The organism is Gordonia namibiensis NBRC 108229 (genome assembly GCF_000298235.1).
GTDB classification, from domain to species: Bacteria; Actinomycetota; Actinomycetes; order Mycobacteriales; family Mycobacteriaceae; genus Gordonia; species Gordonia namibiensis.
This window is the reverse complement of sequence record NZ_BAHE01000057.1, coordinates 1-15,193: the sequence shown is the minus strand read 5'-3', so window position 1 is coordinate 15,193 and position 15,193 is coordinate 1. Positions and strand designations below refer to the sequence as shown.

The 15,193-nt window shown below is 68.7% G+C and carries 13 protein-coding genes and 1 pseudogene; 7 read left to right on the top strand and 7 right to left on the bottom strand.

The genetic code is table 11. The features are described 5' to 3' along the window. Positions 1-390, top strand: a pseudogene (locus tag GONAM_RS22530) (MMPL family transporter); the annotation flags it as partial. A gap of 182 nt (positions 391-572) precedes the next feature. After that, a complete protein-coding gene (locus GONAM_RS21145) occupies positions 573-1,919 on the top strand; it encodes an MFS transporter (RefSeq protein WP_006868795.1) in 1,347 nt (448 codons plus the stop codon). A gap of 43 nt (positions 1,920-1,962) precedes the next feature. On the opposite strand, the gene GONAM_RS21140 is transcribed toward GONAM_RS21145, so the two are convergent. The 3 genes from GONAM_RS21140 to GONAM_RS21130 are packed head-to-tail and all read right to left on the bottom strand — an operon-like array spanning position 1,963 to position 5,210. After that, entirely contained in the window at positions 1,963-2,658 is a 696-nt protein-coding gene (locus GONAM_RS21140) for a response regulator (RefSeq protein ID WP_006868794.1), read from the bottom strand. A 12-nt stretch (positions 2,659-2,670) separates the two neighbouring features. Further along, entirely contained in the window at positions 2,671-3,933 is a 1,263-nt protein-coding gene (gene macS / locus GONAM_RS21135) for a MacS family sensor histidine kinase (RefSeq protein ID WP_006868793.1), read from the bottom strand. Continuing rightward, positions 3,930-5,210: an AI-2E family transporter gene (locus GONAM_RS21130; RefSeq protein WP_006868792.1), complete on the bottom strand. Its 1,281-nt coding sequence runs from the start codon at positions 5,208-5,210 to the stop codon at positions 3,930-3,932. Before GONAM_RS21130 ends, macS begins: the two co-directional genes overlap by 4 nt. Before the next feature lie 76 nt (positions 5,211-5,286). On the opposite strand from GONAM_RS21130, the gene GONAM_RS21125 reads away from it, so the two are divergent. Together GONAM_RS21125 and GONAM_RS21120 are read left to right on the top strand one after the other, a co-directional pair. Next, the gene (locus GONAM_RS21125) at positions 5,287-6,444 is read left to right on the top strand and encodes a lysylphosphatidylglycerol synthase transmembrane domain-containing protein (RefSeq protein WP_040537146.1); all 1,158 of its coding nucleotides are present in this window, start codon (positions 5,287-5,289) and stop codon (positions 6,442-6,444) included. Positions 6,445-6,450: 6 nt separating this feature from the next. Beyond that, complete coding sequence (locus GONAM_RS21120; RefSeq protein ID WP_006868790.1) at positions 6,451-6,900, top strand: DUF3054 domain-containing protein; 450 nt, start codon at positions 6,451-6,453, stop codon at positions 6,898-6,900. 46 nt (positions 6,901-6,946) lie between these two features. Here the strand turns inward: GONAM_RS21120 and GONAM_RS21115 are convergent, their stop codons facing one another. Further along, positions 6,947-8,584 (bottom strand): NTF2-like N-terminal transpeptidase domain-containing protein, encoded by a 1,638-nt coding sequence (locus GONAM_RS21115; protein ID WP_006868789.1) that lies wholly within the window; start codon positions 8,582-8,584, stop codon positions 6,947-6,949. Positions 8,585-8,772: 188 nt separating this feature from the next. Between GONAM_RS21115 and GONAM_RS21110 the strand changes: the two genes are divergently transcribed. Next, a complete protein-coding gene (locus GONAM_RS21110) occupies positions 8,773-9,525 on the top strand; it encodes a pirin family protein (RefSeq protein ID WP_006868788.1) in 753 nt (250 codons plus the stop codon). A gap of 6 nt (positions 9,526-9,531) precedes the next feature. Here GONAM_RS21110 and GONAM_RS21105 read toward each other — a convergent pair whose 3' ends face one another. From GONAM_RS21105 to GONAM_RS21095, 3 genes are all read right to left on the bottom strand, one after another. Continuing rightward, on the bottom strand, positions 9,532-10,248 hold the full coding sequence (locus GONAM_RS21105; protein ID WP_006868787.1) for a sterol desaturase family protein: 717 nt from the start codon (positions 10,246-10,248) through the stop codon (positions 9,532-9,534). Continuing rightward, the gene (locus GONAM_RS21100) at positions 10,248-10,991 is read right to left on the bottom strand and encodes a FadR/GntR family transcriptional regulator (protein ID WP_006868786.1); all 744 of its coding nucleotides are present in this window, start codon (positions 10,989-10,991) and stop codon (positions 10,248-10,250) included. Before GONAM_RS21100 ends, GONAM_RS21105 begins: the two co-directional genes overlap by 1 nt. 122 nt (positions 10,992-11,113) lie before the next feature. Then, on the bottom strand, positions 11,114-12,574 hold the full coding sequence (locus GONAM_RS21095; protein ID WP_006868785.1) for a dihydrolipoyl dehydrogenase family protein: 1,461 nt from the start codon (positions 12,572-12,574) through the stop codon (positions 11,114-11,116). 85 nt (positions 12,575-12,659) lie between these two features. Here GONAM_RS21095 and GONAM_RS21090 point away from each other — a divergent pair, with 85 nt between their 5' ends. After that, positions 12,660-14,651 carry a M13 family metallopeptidase gene (locus GONAM_RS21090; RefSeq protein WP_006868784.1) on the top strand — a complete coding sequence of 664 codons (1,992 nt, stop codon included), beginning with the start codon at positions 12,660-12,662 and terminating at the stop codon, positions 14,649-14,651. Next, positions 14,648-15,193, top strand: a 546-nt coding sequence (locus GONAM_RS21085) for a potassium channel family protein (RefSeq protein ID WP_006868783.1), incomplete at its 3' end; no start/stop codon positions are given. The genes GONAM_RS21090 and GONAM_RS21085, both read left to right, overlap by 4 nt.

Genomic DNA, 15,193 nt, shown 5'->3' with positions numbered 1-15,193 from the left:
CCCCCGCCGGCGCCGCCGGTCCGTACGTCTGCGCCGACCGACGCACCTGCGCGTGACGCGGGTGCGCGGTCCCCACTGGGTCGACGCCCGAGCCTCGACGACGCGGGCCGTCGACCGCTGGCCGCTTCGGTGTCGCCGGAGAACTCGACGCCGACGACCCGTGGTCGCCGGACCTCGGGACCGTCTCCGATGGAGCGGGGACTGAGTCCGGACGCCACCCCGGCGGCCACGCCCCGCCCGGGAACCGGACCCGTCGGCCCGCGGTCCGCGGACGCCGACTCGGGTCGTCGCCGCCCACGGTCCGACCGGCACGCCCGCTCGGACGAGACCGGTGACGACGCCCAGATCAGCGTGCAGGAGCTGCTGAAGCGCAGCCGCTCGGAGAAATAGTCACGGACAAGTGCACTCGACGGCCGGTGGGGGTTCGCCTCCACCGGCCGTTCTCGTTATAAATCCGGCGCCGATGTTCATCAATCGCGGCTTGGCCAGGACTGGGTATTGCCCTGATGTGACTGCGCACACACCCCGCGCAGGATGACTTCCAGCCCACAAACGCTGGAGGTACAGCCCGCATGAACTCTTCCACCTGGACGTCCCCGGAGCATCGCCGCAGCGTGCTCTGGATCGTCACCCTCGCAGCCGTCGCGATCGTCTTCGACGGCTACGACCTGGTCGTCTACGGCACGGTCCTGCCCACGTTGCTCGACGACCCGGGACAACTTGGCGAGCTGACCCCGGCGACCGCCGGCGCTCTCGGTTCGTACGCCCTCATCGGCGTGATGATCGGCGCCCTGGTCGCCGGCGCGTTCGGCGACCGGGTCGGCCGGCGCCGGATGATGTTGTTCAACATCGTCTGGTTCTCGATCGGCATGGCGGCCACCGCCCTCGCGACCGACCTCGTCTCCTTCGGCGTCCTGCGCTGTCTCACCGGCATCGGCATCGGCGGCCTGGTCGCGACCGCGGGTGCGATGGTCGCGGAGTTCGCGCCGACCTCCAAGCGGAACCTGTTCAACGCCGTCGTCTACAGCGGGGTCCCGGCGGGCGGTGTCCTCGCCTCGGTGCTGGCGATGCTGCTCGCCGACCACATCGGGTGGCGCGGCCTGTTCTGGATCGGCGCGCTGCCCCTCGTCACGCTGCTCCCGCTGGCTGTGTTGAAGATGCCCGAGTCGCCACAGTGGCTCGCGGCACGCGGACGGTACGAAGAGGCCCGTGAGATCAGTACGCGCACCGGCATCCCGGTGGACCTGCGCGCACGTCACCTCGGCGTCGCGCCGGAACCCGTACCCGGAAAGCTCGGCTTCGCCGCACTCGCCACGCGCCGGTTCGCCGTCCCCACACTGCTTCTGGGCATGATGAGTTTCGTCGGACTGCTGTTGACCTACGGTCTCAACACCTGGCTCCCGCAGATCATGAAGGCCAACGGATTCGACGCGAAGGGATCGCTGTCGTTCCTGCTGGTCCTCAACGGCGGCGCGATCGTCGGCGGTCTGATCGCCGCCCGGCTCGCCGATCGCCGCGGCCCGCAGCAGGTGGTCGCGACCTCGTTCTGTCTGGCGACCTTCGCGCTCGTGTGCCTGACCTTCGGTCTGCCGCTACCGATCCTGCTGGCCGCGGTCGCGGTTGCCGGCACCGGCACCATCGGAACCCAGGTGCTGATCTACGGTTTCGTGTCGAACTTCTACCCGACCGAGGCGCGCGGCGCGGGCGTCGCCTGGTGTGCCGGGTTCGGTCGGCTGGGTGGGATCGTCGGTCCGGTCATCGGCGGCCTGCTGATCGGCGCCGGGATCTCCTCGGGCACGGCGTTCTACCTGTTCGCCGGCATCGCGCTGGCCGGTGCAGCGGCGACGCTGCTGGTCGTCGCACCGAAGGCGGAACCTTCCACGCCGACCACGCCGGGCGTGCTCGCCACTGCCGAATAGACTCCGGCACCGGGTTTTTCGTTCACACGGCCTGGAAGTGGACTCAGTCCTCTTCCAGGCCGTGTTCGATGACATACCGGGTCAGTTCCACCCGGTTACCCAACTGCAGCTTCCGGAGCGTGGCCTGGACGTGGTTCTCGACGGTGCGATGACTGAGGGACAACCGTCGGGCAATCTGCTTGGCGCTCAGCCCTTTCGCCACGAGACGCAACACCTCCGTCTCCCGCTCGGTCAGGACCGGCGTCGCCGGTGAGGCATCCGGTTGCTGCGACATCCGGCGGTACTCACCGAGGACGAGTCCTGCGAGGCCGGGCGTGAAGACCGCCTGACCATCGGCGGTCGCGCGGACCGCGGACACCAACTCCTCGCGGGACGACGACTTCACGAGGTACCCACTCGCACCGGCCTTCACGGCCTCGAGCACGTCGTCGCGCTCCCCGGAGGCCGACAGCACGAGGATGCGGGTTCGCGGCGAGACCTCCAGCACCGCCACGGTCGCATCGGCGCCCGAACCGTCGGGGAGCTGCATGTCCATCAGCACGACGTCCGGCGTGACCGCGGCAGCACGTCGGCCTGCGCTGGCCACCCCGTCGGCGGTGGCGACGACGTCGAATCCCTCGTCGGCAAGGTCGCGGGCGACCGCATCACGCCAGATCGGGTGATCGTCGACGACCATGATCCGCAACCCTCCGGCCTCACTGTCCACCACGCCCCCGCCCTCCGATCCGCCCGTGCCCATCCGTTTCTCCCATCAGTTCCGCCGGCCCTCAGTACTGCTCCCGCTGAAGCCCTGCCGGCGCGGCTGCCGCGGAACCGTGAACTCCCACTCGGTCCCGCCACCGGGTTCGGTGTCGAGGACAGCGCTCCCGCCCAGCGATTCGATCCGTCCGACAATGGATTTCGCCACGCCGAGGCGTCCTTGCGACACCGCTTGCGCCAGCCGGCCCGCACTGATCCCGATACCGTCGTCGCGCACGCTGACCACCACGTCGTCCCCCAGATCCTCCACCAGGATGTAGGCGCGCGCATCGGGCCCCGCGTGATGGCGGGTGTTGTCGAGGGCGTTGACCACCGCGGCGCGGATCTCCTGCCCGATGTGGGCGGGTACCGCAACCGGGTCGGCCGGCGCGCTCACCGAGACCCGGTCGTCGGCGAAGTCCCGCAGGGCGGCCGCGAGGTCGAGTTCGCCGGTTCCTCGCGCGCCGTCGAGCACGGACTCGGAGCCCGCGTCGCCGGCGTCGGAGATCAACCGGCGTAGCGCGCGTTCCTGTTCGGCGGCCAGTGAGGCCAATTCTGCGGTGGGCCCGCCGATCTCACGGCCGCGTCGGGCGATGAGTGCGAGCACCTGCAACACTCCGTCGTGCACCTCGCGAGACAGGCGTTCGCGTTCCTCCGCGGCCGCCGCGATTCGCGCTGCGGCCGAGAGCTTCTCATGGGAGTGTCGGGCATTCGCCGCTGCGAGGCCCACCGCCATCCCGGTGGCGACGATCACGATGATCGTGGCGTTGCGCCCGAAGTTCAGGTTCAGCTCGCCCTTGACGAACGTGCTCGTCCCGCCGACGACGAGGCCGGTGACGATCCCGCCGACCGGCCCCGCCAGGATCGCGACCGAGATGACCGCGTTGGTGGCCCACAGCGTCGTCGGCCAGGTCTGGTTGTTCCACGCCCACTCGGCGTCGGCCACATAGGAGGTGGACAGCATCAGGCCGCAGACCAACAACACTTCGGCGGTCACCCAGTAGCGGTTACGGGCGAACCCGACGAAGTATCCGATCCCGCTGACCGCTGTCCAGACGGTCAGCAGACCGAAGAGTGCCCACGCGACGGCCCGATGTTGGAGGTCGTCGTTGATCGCCATCTGGAAGCCGAGTGCGTAGAGATAGGACAGCACCCGGAAGATCTGCGCACCACGCCACAGTGGGCCGACCGGATCGACGTCGACGGCGCGGGCCAGCCGCCCCGCCTCCGTGTCCCGCATCTGCGCGACCCACCGCGTCGACGGCTGTGCGCTCATGACGTCCCGGGGTCCTGCGGGCCTGTCTCGGGGTCGCGCTGCGGCGGGGTCGCTGCGTGCGGTTTCGTCCCTCCCTCGCCCACGGCCTCCGCGGTCGCGTCGGGATCGGCGGTGTCCCACATGGGTTCGTTGGGTTCGGCGACATATCCGCCGGGGTGGACCTCGGTGTCGCGCTCGGCGTCGGCCGTGCCCTTGAGGTGACGTATCGCGGTGTTGAGGAAGGCGATCAGCGGCACGGCCAGCAGGCCGCCGATGATCCCGGCCGAGACCAGGCCCGCGGCGATGCCGAGAACCACGGCCACCGGATGCAACCGCACCGAACGACCGAGCAGGAACGGCTGCAGCACATGACTTTCCAGCTGCATCACGCCGACCACGATCGCGAGTGCGACCACGGCCGCGATCCACCCCTGGGTGATCAGGGCGACCAGCACCGCCAATGAACCGCTCAACAGCGCACCGACGATCGGGATGAAGGCACCGAGGAACACCAGCGATGCCAGCGGAAGCGCGAGTGGCACCTGCAGGATGGCCAGGCCGACACCGATACCGCAGGCGTCGACGAAGGCCACGGCGACCGTCGCCCGCACGTATCCGACGAGCGTCCCGAACCCGGCGATCCCCGCTCGCCACACCCGGTCACGACTCCCCGACGGCACGAGACCGGTGGAGAACCGCCAGATCTCCGCCCCGCCGTAGAGGAAGAAGATGAGGAGGAAGAGGGTCAACAGTGCACCGGTGATGATCTCGCTCGCGGTGGTCGCGGTCGCGAGTGCGCCGCTGGTGACGCGATCCTGGTTGTGCTGCAGAAAGTTCACGACGTCCGAGCCGGCGTTACGCACCTGCTCCGGATCGAGATCGAGCGGCCCCTCGATCAGCCACTGCTTGGTGCGCTCGACCGTGTCGCTGACCTCTTCGACCAGCTGCGGCACACCCCGCATGAACTCGCGCACCACGAACGTCATCACCCCGGCGATGAAGCCCAGCGCCAGGAGGATGTTGAGCAGCACCGCCAGCGACCTCGGTACCCCGCGACGGTCGAGGGCGTCGACCGCGGGTACGAGCATCGCCGCCACCAGGATCGCCAGCGCGACCGGGACCAGCACCTCTTCGAACTCCACGAAGAGCTTCGCGGCGACGTAGGCGGCGACGAGGAGCAGGAGCAGTCGCCACGCCCATTCGGCGGCGGCCCGCACCTGCGGGTGGACCCTGGCACGGTCGATGGACGCGAGGTCGGGGGCTACGTGCGGCCGACCGGCCGGTTCGGCTTCGCTCACGAGAGCAACAGTAGACAGTCCGGTCAGCGGACGGTGGTGGACATGCGGGAGCGCACCCTGGCCTAGGGTGTCACCTATGTCGGAGGATGTTGGCTCACCAGGGGATGTGACCGCACGCCCCGCCACCCGCCCCCGCTTCTGGTGGGTGCGCTGGGTCCTCCTTGCCGTCGTCCTGGTGATCCTCGGTGTCGAGATCGTGCTGATCTGGCCCGAGTTGAAGAAGGCCTGGCTGCGCATCGACAACATCAAATGGCACTGGGTGTTCGCGTGTGTCGTGGCCGCGATGCTGTCGATGGACAGCTTCGCGCAGGTCCAGCGGGCATTGTTGCGCTCGGCCGGCGTCCGGGTGACGCAGTGGAAGTCGCTGTCGGTCATCCTCGCCGCCAACTCGCTGAGCCAAACCATGCCGGGCGGCCAGGTGCTGGCGCCGGCCTTCACCTACCGCGAGACCCGCAAGTGGGGCGCGACGCCGGTCGTCGCGTCGTGGCAGGTCGTGATGTCGGGTCTGCTCGCAGGCGTCGGACTCGCGGTTCTCGGTTTCGGCGGCGCGATGCTCGCCGGCGCCAAGACGAGTCCGTTCTCGGTCGTCTTCTCGGTGGCCGGGCTGCTCGCCGTCGCCATCGTCCTGCAGTACCTCGCCAGCCACCCCGAGTCTCTGAAGAGCACCGGGATCCGGGTGCTGGGGTGGATCAACCAGCTCCGCAACAAGCCCGACGACCACGGCACCGAGAAGCTCTTCGAACTGCTGGAACAGCTCCGGGCCGTGCAGCTCACCAAACGCGACACGTCGATCGCGTTCGGTTGGAGCCTGTTCAACTGGGTCGCCGACGTCGCCTGCCTGATGTTCGCCTGCTGGGCCGTCGACGCACACCCGAGTATCGCGGGACTGATGGTCGCGTACGCGGCCGGCAAGGCCGTCGGCACGGCGATCCCGCTGCTCCCGGGCGGTATCGGCGTCGTCGACGCCGTGCTGGTCCCCGCCCTGACCAGTGCCGGCATGCCCGCCGCCGACGCCATCACCGCCGTCCTGATCTACCGCATCATCAGCTACGTCTTCGTCGCGGTGGTCGGCTGGGTCGTCATCGCGATCATGTTCCGCAACCGGATCCGGCGCGACGACACCTTCATCGACGAGGTGGAACGCGACGTCGACGCGGCTGCGCACCAGGAGTCCTCGGGCATGGAACCCGGTCAAGGTTCCGACACTGATCCGCCGCCGGACCCGGTACGGTAATCCACCATGTCGATCCCGAACCCCACCGAGGAGGGGACCTCACCGGTGCGGGGAACCGCGACCGGGCCGATGGCCGCCCTGTTCGACGCGGTGGCCATCACGATCTTCGTGGCGATCGGCCGGGCCAGCCACGAAGAGGGGTACGCCCCGGTCGCCTTCCTGCACACACTGTGGCCGTTCCTGGTCGGCTGTGCGGCCGGCTGGTCGATCACCTACGTGTACGCCCATGTGCGCTCCAGCGACTTCTTCGGCCACGACTTCCGGCCCGACCGCGTCGTGCCGGTCGGCATCGTCATCTGGTTCTGCACCGTGACCGTCGCGATGATCCTGCGCTTCATCCTCAGCCAGGGTGTGGCGGTCAGCTTCGTCATCGTCGCGACCGTGACGCTGGCCCTGTTCCTGCTCGGGTGGCGCGCGGTGTTCGCCTACCTGGGCCGGCGCGCCGCCGCCCGCTGACTCTTCGTACGACCTCCCCCGCGGCCGTCGTGGAGGTCGTTCGCGCCTACTTGATCGTGAAGTACTTCTGCGCCACCTGGAGCGCCGCGGTACCCGACTTCGGACCCTCGGTGTAGATCACGACGACCTGCCCACCCTGGATGCCGACGAACCAGCCCGGCCCCTCGGGACCGTTGGTCCCGACCAGCGCCTTCAAGCCGGGAGCACGGGTCAGGTCGCTCGCATCGCCGGTGGTCGCGGTGGTGGTCATCGCCCGCAGGATCGGACCGACCAGAGCAGGGTCGAGGCCTCCGAGTTCACCGCCGGCGACCTTGGTGGGCACGTTCTTGAGGACGAACGGCGGCACCGACGACGGCTGACCCGCGGCGGCCCGTGCCAGGGCGACGCCGAGCGCACCCATGTTGGTCATCGACATGTTGGTCTGGCCCGGACGGAAGCCGATGGTCGCGATACCGGGTTGTCCTGGTGTCGGGACGCTGGCACCGGGGACGGTGAACTGCACGCCGAGGCCCAGGCGGTCGAGGAGCGTCTCCGCCTGCTCGGGTTGTGCGCCGGAGACGCGGCCGACCTCGTCGAAAACCGGGTTCAGCGTCGAGCCGACCGGGTACGCCCGATCGATCTCGATGTTGCGTTCGGCGGCGTAGGTGTTCTGCGCCATGCCGAGGATCGCTCCGCTCTGGGCGTCGAGGGTGAGGATCGTGGCAGGCTGCCCGACCTCGACCGCGGCGTCGCCCAGGGTCAGCTGAACACCCTGGTCGACAGTCGACAGCACGTCGGGTCCGGGCGGTCCCTGCTCACCGGCGAGACGGCGGGGCCGGAGGCCGGGATTGACCATCTCGACCTGCCAGCCGGCGGTGGCGTCGCGGATCGCCTGCCAGTAGTTGGTCAGGCCGTCCTCGAGCGGCGACGACAGACGACGGTCGGCCATGACGAGCTGGTCGGTGCGGTTCACGCTCACCCCGGGCACGCGGGCGGGATCACCGGCGAGAACCTGCATGTCCGGATCGCGCAGGGTCACGGCGATGACCGGCTTGCCGGGCGCCTCGGCCAGCTTCTCGCTGATGACCGCGGGGGTGATCAGCGGGGCGATCGGCGCGATGACCCCGGCCAGCGCACGGGTCGTCGCGGCCAGATCGCGGGTTTGTGCAGGGTCGATGACGATTTCGTTGACCGGCTGGAGGTACATGAAGACCTTGCCCGACCGGCTGCGCACCGACGGCGCGGGCGTCGCGTCGGTCCGGATCTCGCGGAGGTGTCCGCCGGCGCCGAGTCCCGGATGCAGGATCGCCGGATCCCAGGTGACCTTCCAGCCCGACGACAGCTTCCGTGCGGTTCCCTCGCTGTTCGCCTCGTAGACCCGTCCCTTGTCCCAGTTCCACTTGGTGGTCAGGGCGAAGGTCGCGGTGCCGTCGCTGTACTCGACGGGTTTCTCGATGTCGACGTCGATCCGTTGTGCCGACATCTCTTTCAGCGTCGTGGTCAGACTGTCACCGGCTTGACCAGGGGCAGTCGTGAACTGCGCGGCACCGCCGGCGTCCTGGCGGCTCAGCGCGGTGGCGAAAGCATCGATGGCGGCGGCGGCACCGGAGTTCGACGTTCCGGTGAGCGAACAGGAGCTCACGACGACGGCACAGGTGACCGCGGCACAAGCGGCGGACGTTGCGCGCTTGACCCAGATCTTCATGACGACAATTTTCACTCTTGTAACACTCGAAATCGACGCTCTCAGCTTCCATTCGGGAATCAAGCCGGTCACGAACGCGTCTCGTCCTGCAATCTTCACACCACAGCCGACGACCGGGTGTGGTTTCGTTCACGAAACCGCGGCGATCTCGACCGAAGGCGGAGTCGACCGACTGCGATGATGGACCCATGGCTTTCACGGTGATCCCCGGCGACGATCGTATGGTCACGACGACCGACTGGCTCACTTCGCGGCACGGGTTCTCCTTCGGCGACCACTACGATCCCGACAACACCCATTTCGGCGCCCTCCTCGCGTTCAACGACGAGGAGGTGGCACCCGGCGAGGGTTTCGACCTCCACCACCATCAGGAGAGCGAGATCGTCACCTGGGTGGTGTCCGGGTCGCTCGTGCACCGGGATTCGGCCGGGCACGCGGGCGTGCTCTATCCGGGTCTGGTGCAACGGATGAGCGCCGGGACCGGGGTCGAACACTCCGAGCGCAACGACGCGTGGCCGGACCTGGCCGGTTCGGGAACCCAGCCGGTGCACTACGTCCAGATGTGGTTGATGCCCGACCGCCACGGCCTCGAGCCGTCCTACGACCAGGCCGACGTCGCCGCTCGGTTGGCCGCCGGCGAGCTGGTCCCCGTCGCTTCCGGTGACCCCGGCCGCGGGGCCGCGATCTCGATCGCCAACGCCGGCGCCACCCTCTACGCCGTGCGGTTGAGCCCCGGCGGGAAGTCCGAGATCCCGACTGCCCGCTTCACGCTGCTTTTCGTCGTCGAGGGCCGGGCTCAGGCCACCGTCGACGCGGAGCCCGCAGCCTTGCGTGCCGGGGACGCCGTGCGCGCCGTCGACGCCGAACTGATGTCGGTCACGTCCGACGCCGGCGCCGAGATCCTGGTCTGGTCGATGGCAACGGGGCTCGGGGGTTCCTGAGCTCCGCTAGTCCCTTCGCGACAACGCGTGCAGATCCTTCGCGGTCGGCGACTTCTCGACGGTGCCGGGGTCGGGGTCGGTCCGCAGCAAACGGTCGACGGTTCCGGCCGTGGTGACCGCGAACCAGTAGTGCTCGTTGCGGTAGTGGTGGAACCGATGGTTGCGCCAGAGCCGGCGGTAGAACGCATGCCGTGGCCGGTAGTCGGAGTGGATCAGGTAGTGCGTCCACTCGTAGACCAGCCCGATCGCCGGGAGCACGACCAGGAAGGTCAGCCCGCGCTCGACGCTGGCGAAGACGAACAACCCGACGATGACGGCGGCGATCACGACCGCGATCAGCACCTGCCACGGGATGAAGATGAGGGGGATGTCGCGGGGGTCACGATGATGCTCACGATGTTTGCGCGCGACCAGCGGGTCGATGGTGACCGGGCCCAGTCGCTTGGGGCGCCAGTGCAGGACGAACACGTGGATCAGCCACTCCACCAGCGGGAAGCTCGCGACCATGACCACCGGGACGAGCAGGTCGGCGAGACCCCAGCCGCCCAGCCACATCCTTGCCACCAGCGCGGTGGCGAGGAAGGCCGCCATGATCCACGGCGACGGATGTCGAATGAACTCGGCGAATGCATCGCGCAACGACATCGAGTGCCGCGATCGCATTCTCCGCTCCTCGGTCGCCACCTGTCGGCGTGCCCGGATGTCGATCTCGTCTGCGGACATCAGTGTCCCTCCCCCGGTGTGGTTTCTGCTTCCTCGAGCGCCTCACACAGCGCGAGCAGTGCCGACGTCGCGGGTTCGAGCAGAGCGCGGGCCGCGACCTCGGCACGTTCGGGATCGTGTGCAGCGATGGTGTCGACGAGTGCGCGGTAGCCTTCGATGTTCCCGACCTCGGGCTCCAGCACCCCGGCGAGAGCGGGGACCGCGGGCTCATAGGCGGCGCGCAGCGAGTTGTACATGAGCCGGAAGGCGATCGAGTCGGCTGCGTCGATGACGGCGCTCCAGAACTCCAGCGCAGCGACCTGCTGACCGACGGGTTCGGGCTCCACGGCGAGACGGTCGAGGACCGATCGGATCGCGACCAGGTGATCGTCGGAGGCACGCTGCGCCGCGAGGCGGGCGACCTCCGGGCCGACGACGGCACGCGCCTCGACGATCGACCGCGCGACACTCGGCACGAGCGCACCGCCGCGGATGAGCAGACGCGGCAGGAGGTCGAGGCCGCCCGTCCGGGCGATGTCCTGGACCCGCGCCCCGTCGCCCTGCCGAATGGTGACGAGCCCCGACGCCGCAACCCGCTTGAGCGCCTCGCGGACCGTCGGCCGGGAGACCCCCAGCATTCGCGCCAGTTCCCGCTCACTGGGCAGCGCCTCACCGGCGGCCAGATCGCCGGACAGCACACCTTCGACGATCTGGTCGAAGACGATCTCGGGCGCGCTCTGCTGGGTCACCGGCTGGAAGGGCATACCTGTGACCGTAACCACAGTCGGACAGGTGGTCAAGTGGTCAGACCACCACTCAGCAGCCAGCGCCGCGACCGGGATGCAGAAGCGCCGTCTCCGAGTGGTAGGTCGCGGTTCTGCGCAGGTCAGCGCAGCTGATCGAGCAGCCGCAGCCACACCTCACTGACCGTCGGATACGACGGGACCGCGTGCCACAACCGTGACAGCGGCACCTCGCCGACGATCGCGACCGTCGCCGAGTGCACGAGTTCACCGGTCTGCGAGCCGACGAAGGTCGCACCGACGAGAACGTCCCTCGCGGCGTCGACCACCAGCGATGCGTACCCCGAGTAGTCGGGCCCCAGCAGGTACGACCCGGCCACCGAGATCGCGCCCTCGGCGACGCGCACGTCGATGCCGGCCTCGGCCGCCTGCTGTCGGGTGAGCCCCACCGACGAGATCTCCGGTCGGGTGAACACCACCTGTGGCACCGCAGCATGGTCGGAACTCGCGACGTACCGCGGGCCGTCGAGCTCCCGACCCTCGGCCCGCGCGGCGATGACGTCGCCGGCGACCCGCGCCTGGTACTTGCCCATGTGGGTCAACGCGTTGCGGCCGTTCACATCCCCGGCCGAGTAGAGCCAAGGATGGCCCGGCACGGTGAGGTGATCATCGACCCGGAGCGGCCCCTTGGCCTCCAATCCCACCGAGTCGAGACCCAGATCGGTTGTCGCAGGCGTCCTTCCCGCAGCGACGAGGATCTCGTCGACGGTGACCTCGCCGGCCCCGTCGCCGGTGAGCCGGACGACCGCCGGGCCGCCGTGGAGTCGTCCGTATCCGGTGGCCGCGGCGTCGGACCTCTCGACGGATTCGATCGTCGTCCCGAAGCGGATGTCGGCGCCGCGTTCCCGCAGCGCGTCGGCAACCCGTTCTCCGACAAAGGGTTCCATCTTCGGCAGCAGCCGGTCTCCACGGATCGCCATCACGAGACTGCGCACCCCCAGGTCGAGCAGCCACGTCGCGGCCTCGCAGGCCACGACCCCACCGCCGAGCACCACCACCCGTTCCGGGATGTCGAGGATGTTGGTCGCGTCGCGCGAGGTCCACGGCAGCGCCTCGCGCAATCCCGGGATCGGTGGGACGGATGCGGCACTCCCGGTGGCGACGACCACCGCCTCGCGGGCGGTCAGGAGCCGGTCACCGACCTGGACCTGTTTCTCCCCGACGATCCGGCCGTGGCCGCGGATCACCTCGATGCCGGCACCGTTGGCCCATCGCACCTGACCGGTGTCGTCGTGGGTGGTGCTGCTGTTGTCGAGACGGCCGGTGACGGTGTCGCGCCACTCGAGTACGCCGGAGGGTTGCGGGTTCGACGCCGACGCCCGTTCCCGGGACCCGCCCAGCGCCCGCGCCTCGCCGAGCGCGTTCCCGGGTCCGAGCAGCGCCTTGGACGGCATGCAGGCCCAGTAGGAACACTCCCCGCCCATCAGTTCGTGTTCGACGATCGCAGCGGTGCGATCGCTGCCCCGTATCGCATAGTCGGCGGCGTTCTCGCCGACCGGCCCGCCGCCGATCACGACGACGTCGTAGCTGGTTTCTCCCACCATGGATCCACCGTAGGGACCTCACCGGGACCTCGCGTGATTTCGCCGGTACCGAACGCTGCTGACGGATCGCCGATCCGGTGACAGGATGGAGCGCGTGACTGCTTCGAATACCGATCTCAAGTCCGGACTCGACCTCGAGTGGGTCGACGATTCCGTCCGCATCCAGGACGATCTGTTCGCCCACGTCAACGGCAAGTGGTTGGAGTCGCACGTCATCCCCGACGACCGTTCGGTCGACGGAGCGTTCCACGTGCTGCGCGACAACTCCGAGGAGAACGTCCGCGACATCATCACCGAGTGTGCAGAGTCGAGCCCCGCGAGCGGCTCCGACGCGCAGAAGATCGGCGACCTCTACGCCTCGTTCATGGACACCGACCACATCGAGGCGCTCGGCATCGGCCCGATCACCGGCGAGCTCGAGAAGATCGCCGCCATCGATTCGGTGGACGCACTCGCCCGGCGCATCGGGCGGCTCCAGCGCCACGGCGCCGGCGGACTGTTCGGCTACTACGTCGACACCGACGCCAAGAAGTCCGACCGCTACCTGGTGCACGTCACCCAGTCCGGACTGGGCCTTCCCGACGAGTCGTATTACCGCGAGGACAAGCACGCGGAGACCCGCACCGCCTACGTGGCACATGTGGAGCGGATGTTCGCCCTCGCCGGCTTCGACGACGCGGCCGCCCGCGCCGCCACCATCCTCGACCTCGAGACCGCCATCGCGGCCGAGCACTGGGACGTGGTGAAGCGCCGCGACGCCGAACTCACCTACAACCTGATGACGCTGGACGAGTTCTCCTCCGCCGCTGACGGTTTCCCGATCGGCGAGTGGCTGGGCGGACTGGGCACCACCGGCGACCCGACCTTCGCCGAGGTCGTCGTCGCGCAACCCTCCTTCGTGTCGGGGGCGTCGGCGCTGATCACCTCTCGTTCGCTCGACGAGTGGAAGACCTGGCTGACGTGGCGACTGCTCCGCTCCGCCGCGTCGTACCTGTCGTCGGACTTCGTCGACGAGAGTTTCGACTTCTACGGCCGCACGCTGACCGGCGCGGAGACCATCCGCGACCGCTGGAAGCGCGGCGTCGGGTTCGTCGAGGGCGCGATGGGCTTCGCGGTCGGCAAACTCTATGTGGCCAAGCACTTCCCGCCAGAGGCGAAGGCGCGCATGGACGAGCTGATCGCCAACCTGGTGAAGGCCTACCGCCGCAACATCTCCGAACTCCCGTGGATGACCCCGGACACCCGGGAGAAGGCGCTCGCCAAGCTCGAGAAGTTCACCCCCAAGATCGGCTACCCGGCCAAGTGGCGCGACTACAGCGCGCTGAGCGTCGACCGTGGCGATCTCATCGGGAACGTCGCGCGCGCTTCGTCGTTCGAGCAGGACCGCGAGTTCGCCAAGATCGGCGGACCGGTCGACCACGACGAGTGGTTCATGACCCCGCAGACGGTCAACGCCTACTACAACCCGGGCATGAACGAGATCGTCTTCCCGGCCGCCATCCTGCAGCCCCCGTTCTTCGACCCCGAGGCCGACGACGCGGTCAACTACGGCGGTATCGGCGCGGTCATCGGTCACGAGATCGGGCACGGCTTCGATGATCAGGGCGCGAAGTACGACGGCGACGGCAACCTCGTCGACTGGTGGACCGACACCGACCGCACCGAGTTCTCCTCCCGTACACGCAAGCTCATCGACCAGTACGGCGAGTTCACCCCGACGGGCCTCGACCCGGAGCACAAGGTCAACGGCGACTTCACCATCGGCGAGAACATCGGCGACCTCGGCGGACTCTCGATCGCACTCGTGGCGTACGAGATCGCGACGGAGGGCACCGAACCGCCGGTCATCGACGGGCTCACGGGGACCCAGCGCGTGTTCTTCAGCTGGGCGCAGATCTGGCGCACCAAGACCCGCGACGCCGAGGCGATCCGCCGCCTGTCCATCGACCCGCACTCGCCGCCGGAGTTCCGCTGCAACGGTGTCGTGCGGAACATGGACGCCTTCTACGAGGCCTTCGACGTGAAGCCCGGGGACGCACTGTATCTCGAGCAGGACCAGCGGGTCCGGATCTGGTGAACGACGCATCCGGTGCCGACGGCGGCGTGCCCGACGGCGCCCCGGCACCGGGGGCGCCGCCACCGGTGACCATCGCGAAGGGCCGCGACCTGACCGTGGCGCTGCTTCGACCCATCGGTGCCGCGGTCGTGTTGCTGATCGGCTACTTCCTGCTACCGATCAACAAGGCGAGCGATCTCAACATTCTCGGAATGACGGTGGGCGCCGGGCTTCTGACCGCGTTCTGCCTGTGGGAGGTGCACAGGTTCGCCCGCTCCGTTCATCCGGTCGCGACCGCGATGGAGATGCTCGTGGCCCTGGCGACGTTCTACGTCACCGCCTTCGCCGCCACCTACTTCCTCTTCTCCGAATACGATCCGGGGAGCTTCAACGCGCAACTCACCCGCGTCGACGCGCTGTATTTCTGTCTGACAGTGTTCACGACAACGGGTTTCGGTGACATCGCAGCGGATTCGCAGGGGGCACGGATCGCGGTGTCGATCCAGATGGCCAGCACGCTGGTACTCCTCGGGCTCGGTCTCCGTTTCCTCAACCTGTTGATC

Bases quoted from the DNA above. Each gene is read 5' to 3' on its own strand.
- GONAM_RS21125 (WP_040537146.1), top strand. From the start codon at position 5,287: ATGTCGGAGGATGTTGGCTCACCAGGGGATGTGACCGCACGCCCCGCC.
- GONAM_RS21095 (WP_006868785.1), bottom strand. From the start codon at position 12,574: ATGGTGGGAGAAACCAGCTACGACGTCGTCGTGATCGGCGGCGGGCCG.
- GONAM_RS21140 (WP_006868794.1), bottom strand. From the start codon at position 2,658: ATGGGCACGGGCGGATCGGAGGGCGGGGGCGTGGTGGACAGTGAGGCC.
- GONAM_RS21105 (WP_006868787.1), bottom strand. From the start codon at position 10,248: ATGTCCGCAGACGAGATCGACATCCGGGCACGCCGACAGGTGGCGACC.
- GONAM_RS21090 (WP_006868784.1), top strand. From the start codon at position 12,660: ATGGAGCGCGTGACTGCTTCGAATACCGATCTCAAGTCCGGACTCGAC.
- GONAM_RS21120 (WP_006868790.1), top strand. From the start codon at position 6,451: ATGTCGATCCCGAACCCCACCGAGGAGGGGACCTCACCGGTGCGGGGA.
- macS (WP_006868793.1), bottom strand. From the start codon at position 3,933: ATGAGCGCACAGCCGTCGACGCGGTGGGTCGCGCAGATGCGGGACACG.
- GONAM_RS21100 (WP_006868786.1), bottom strand. From the start codon at position 10,991: ATGCCCTTCCAGCCGGTGACCCAGCAGAGCGCGCCCGAGATCGTCTTC.
- GONAM_RS21145 (WP_006868795.1), top strand. From the start codon at position 573: ATGAACTCTTCCACCTGGACGTCCCCGGAGCATCGCCGCAGCGTGCTC.
- GONAM_RS21110 (WP_006868788.1), top strand. From the start codon at position 8,773: ATGGCTTTCACGGTGATCCCCGGCGACGATCGTATGGTCACGACGACC.
- GONAM_RS21115 (WP_006868789.1), bottom strand. From the start codon at position 8,584: ATGAAGATCTGGGTCAAGCGCGCAACGTCCGCCGCTTGTGCCGCGGTC.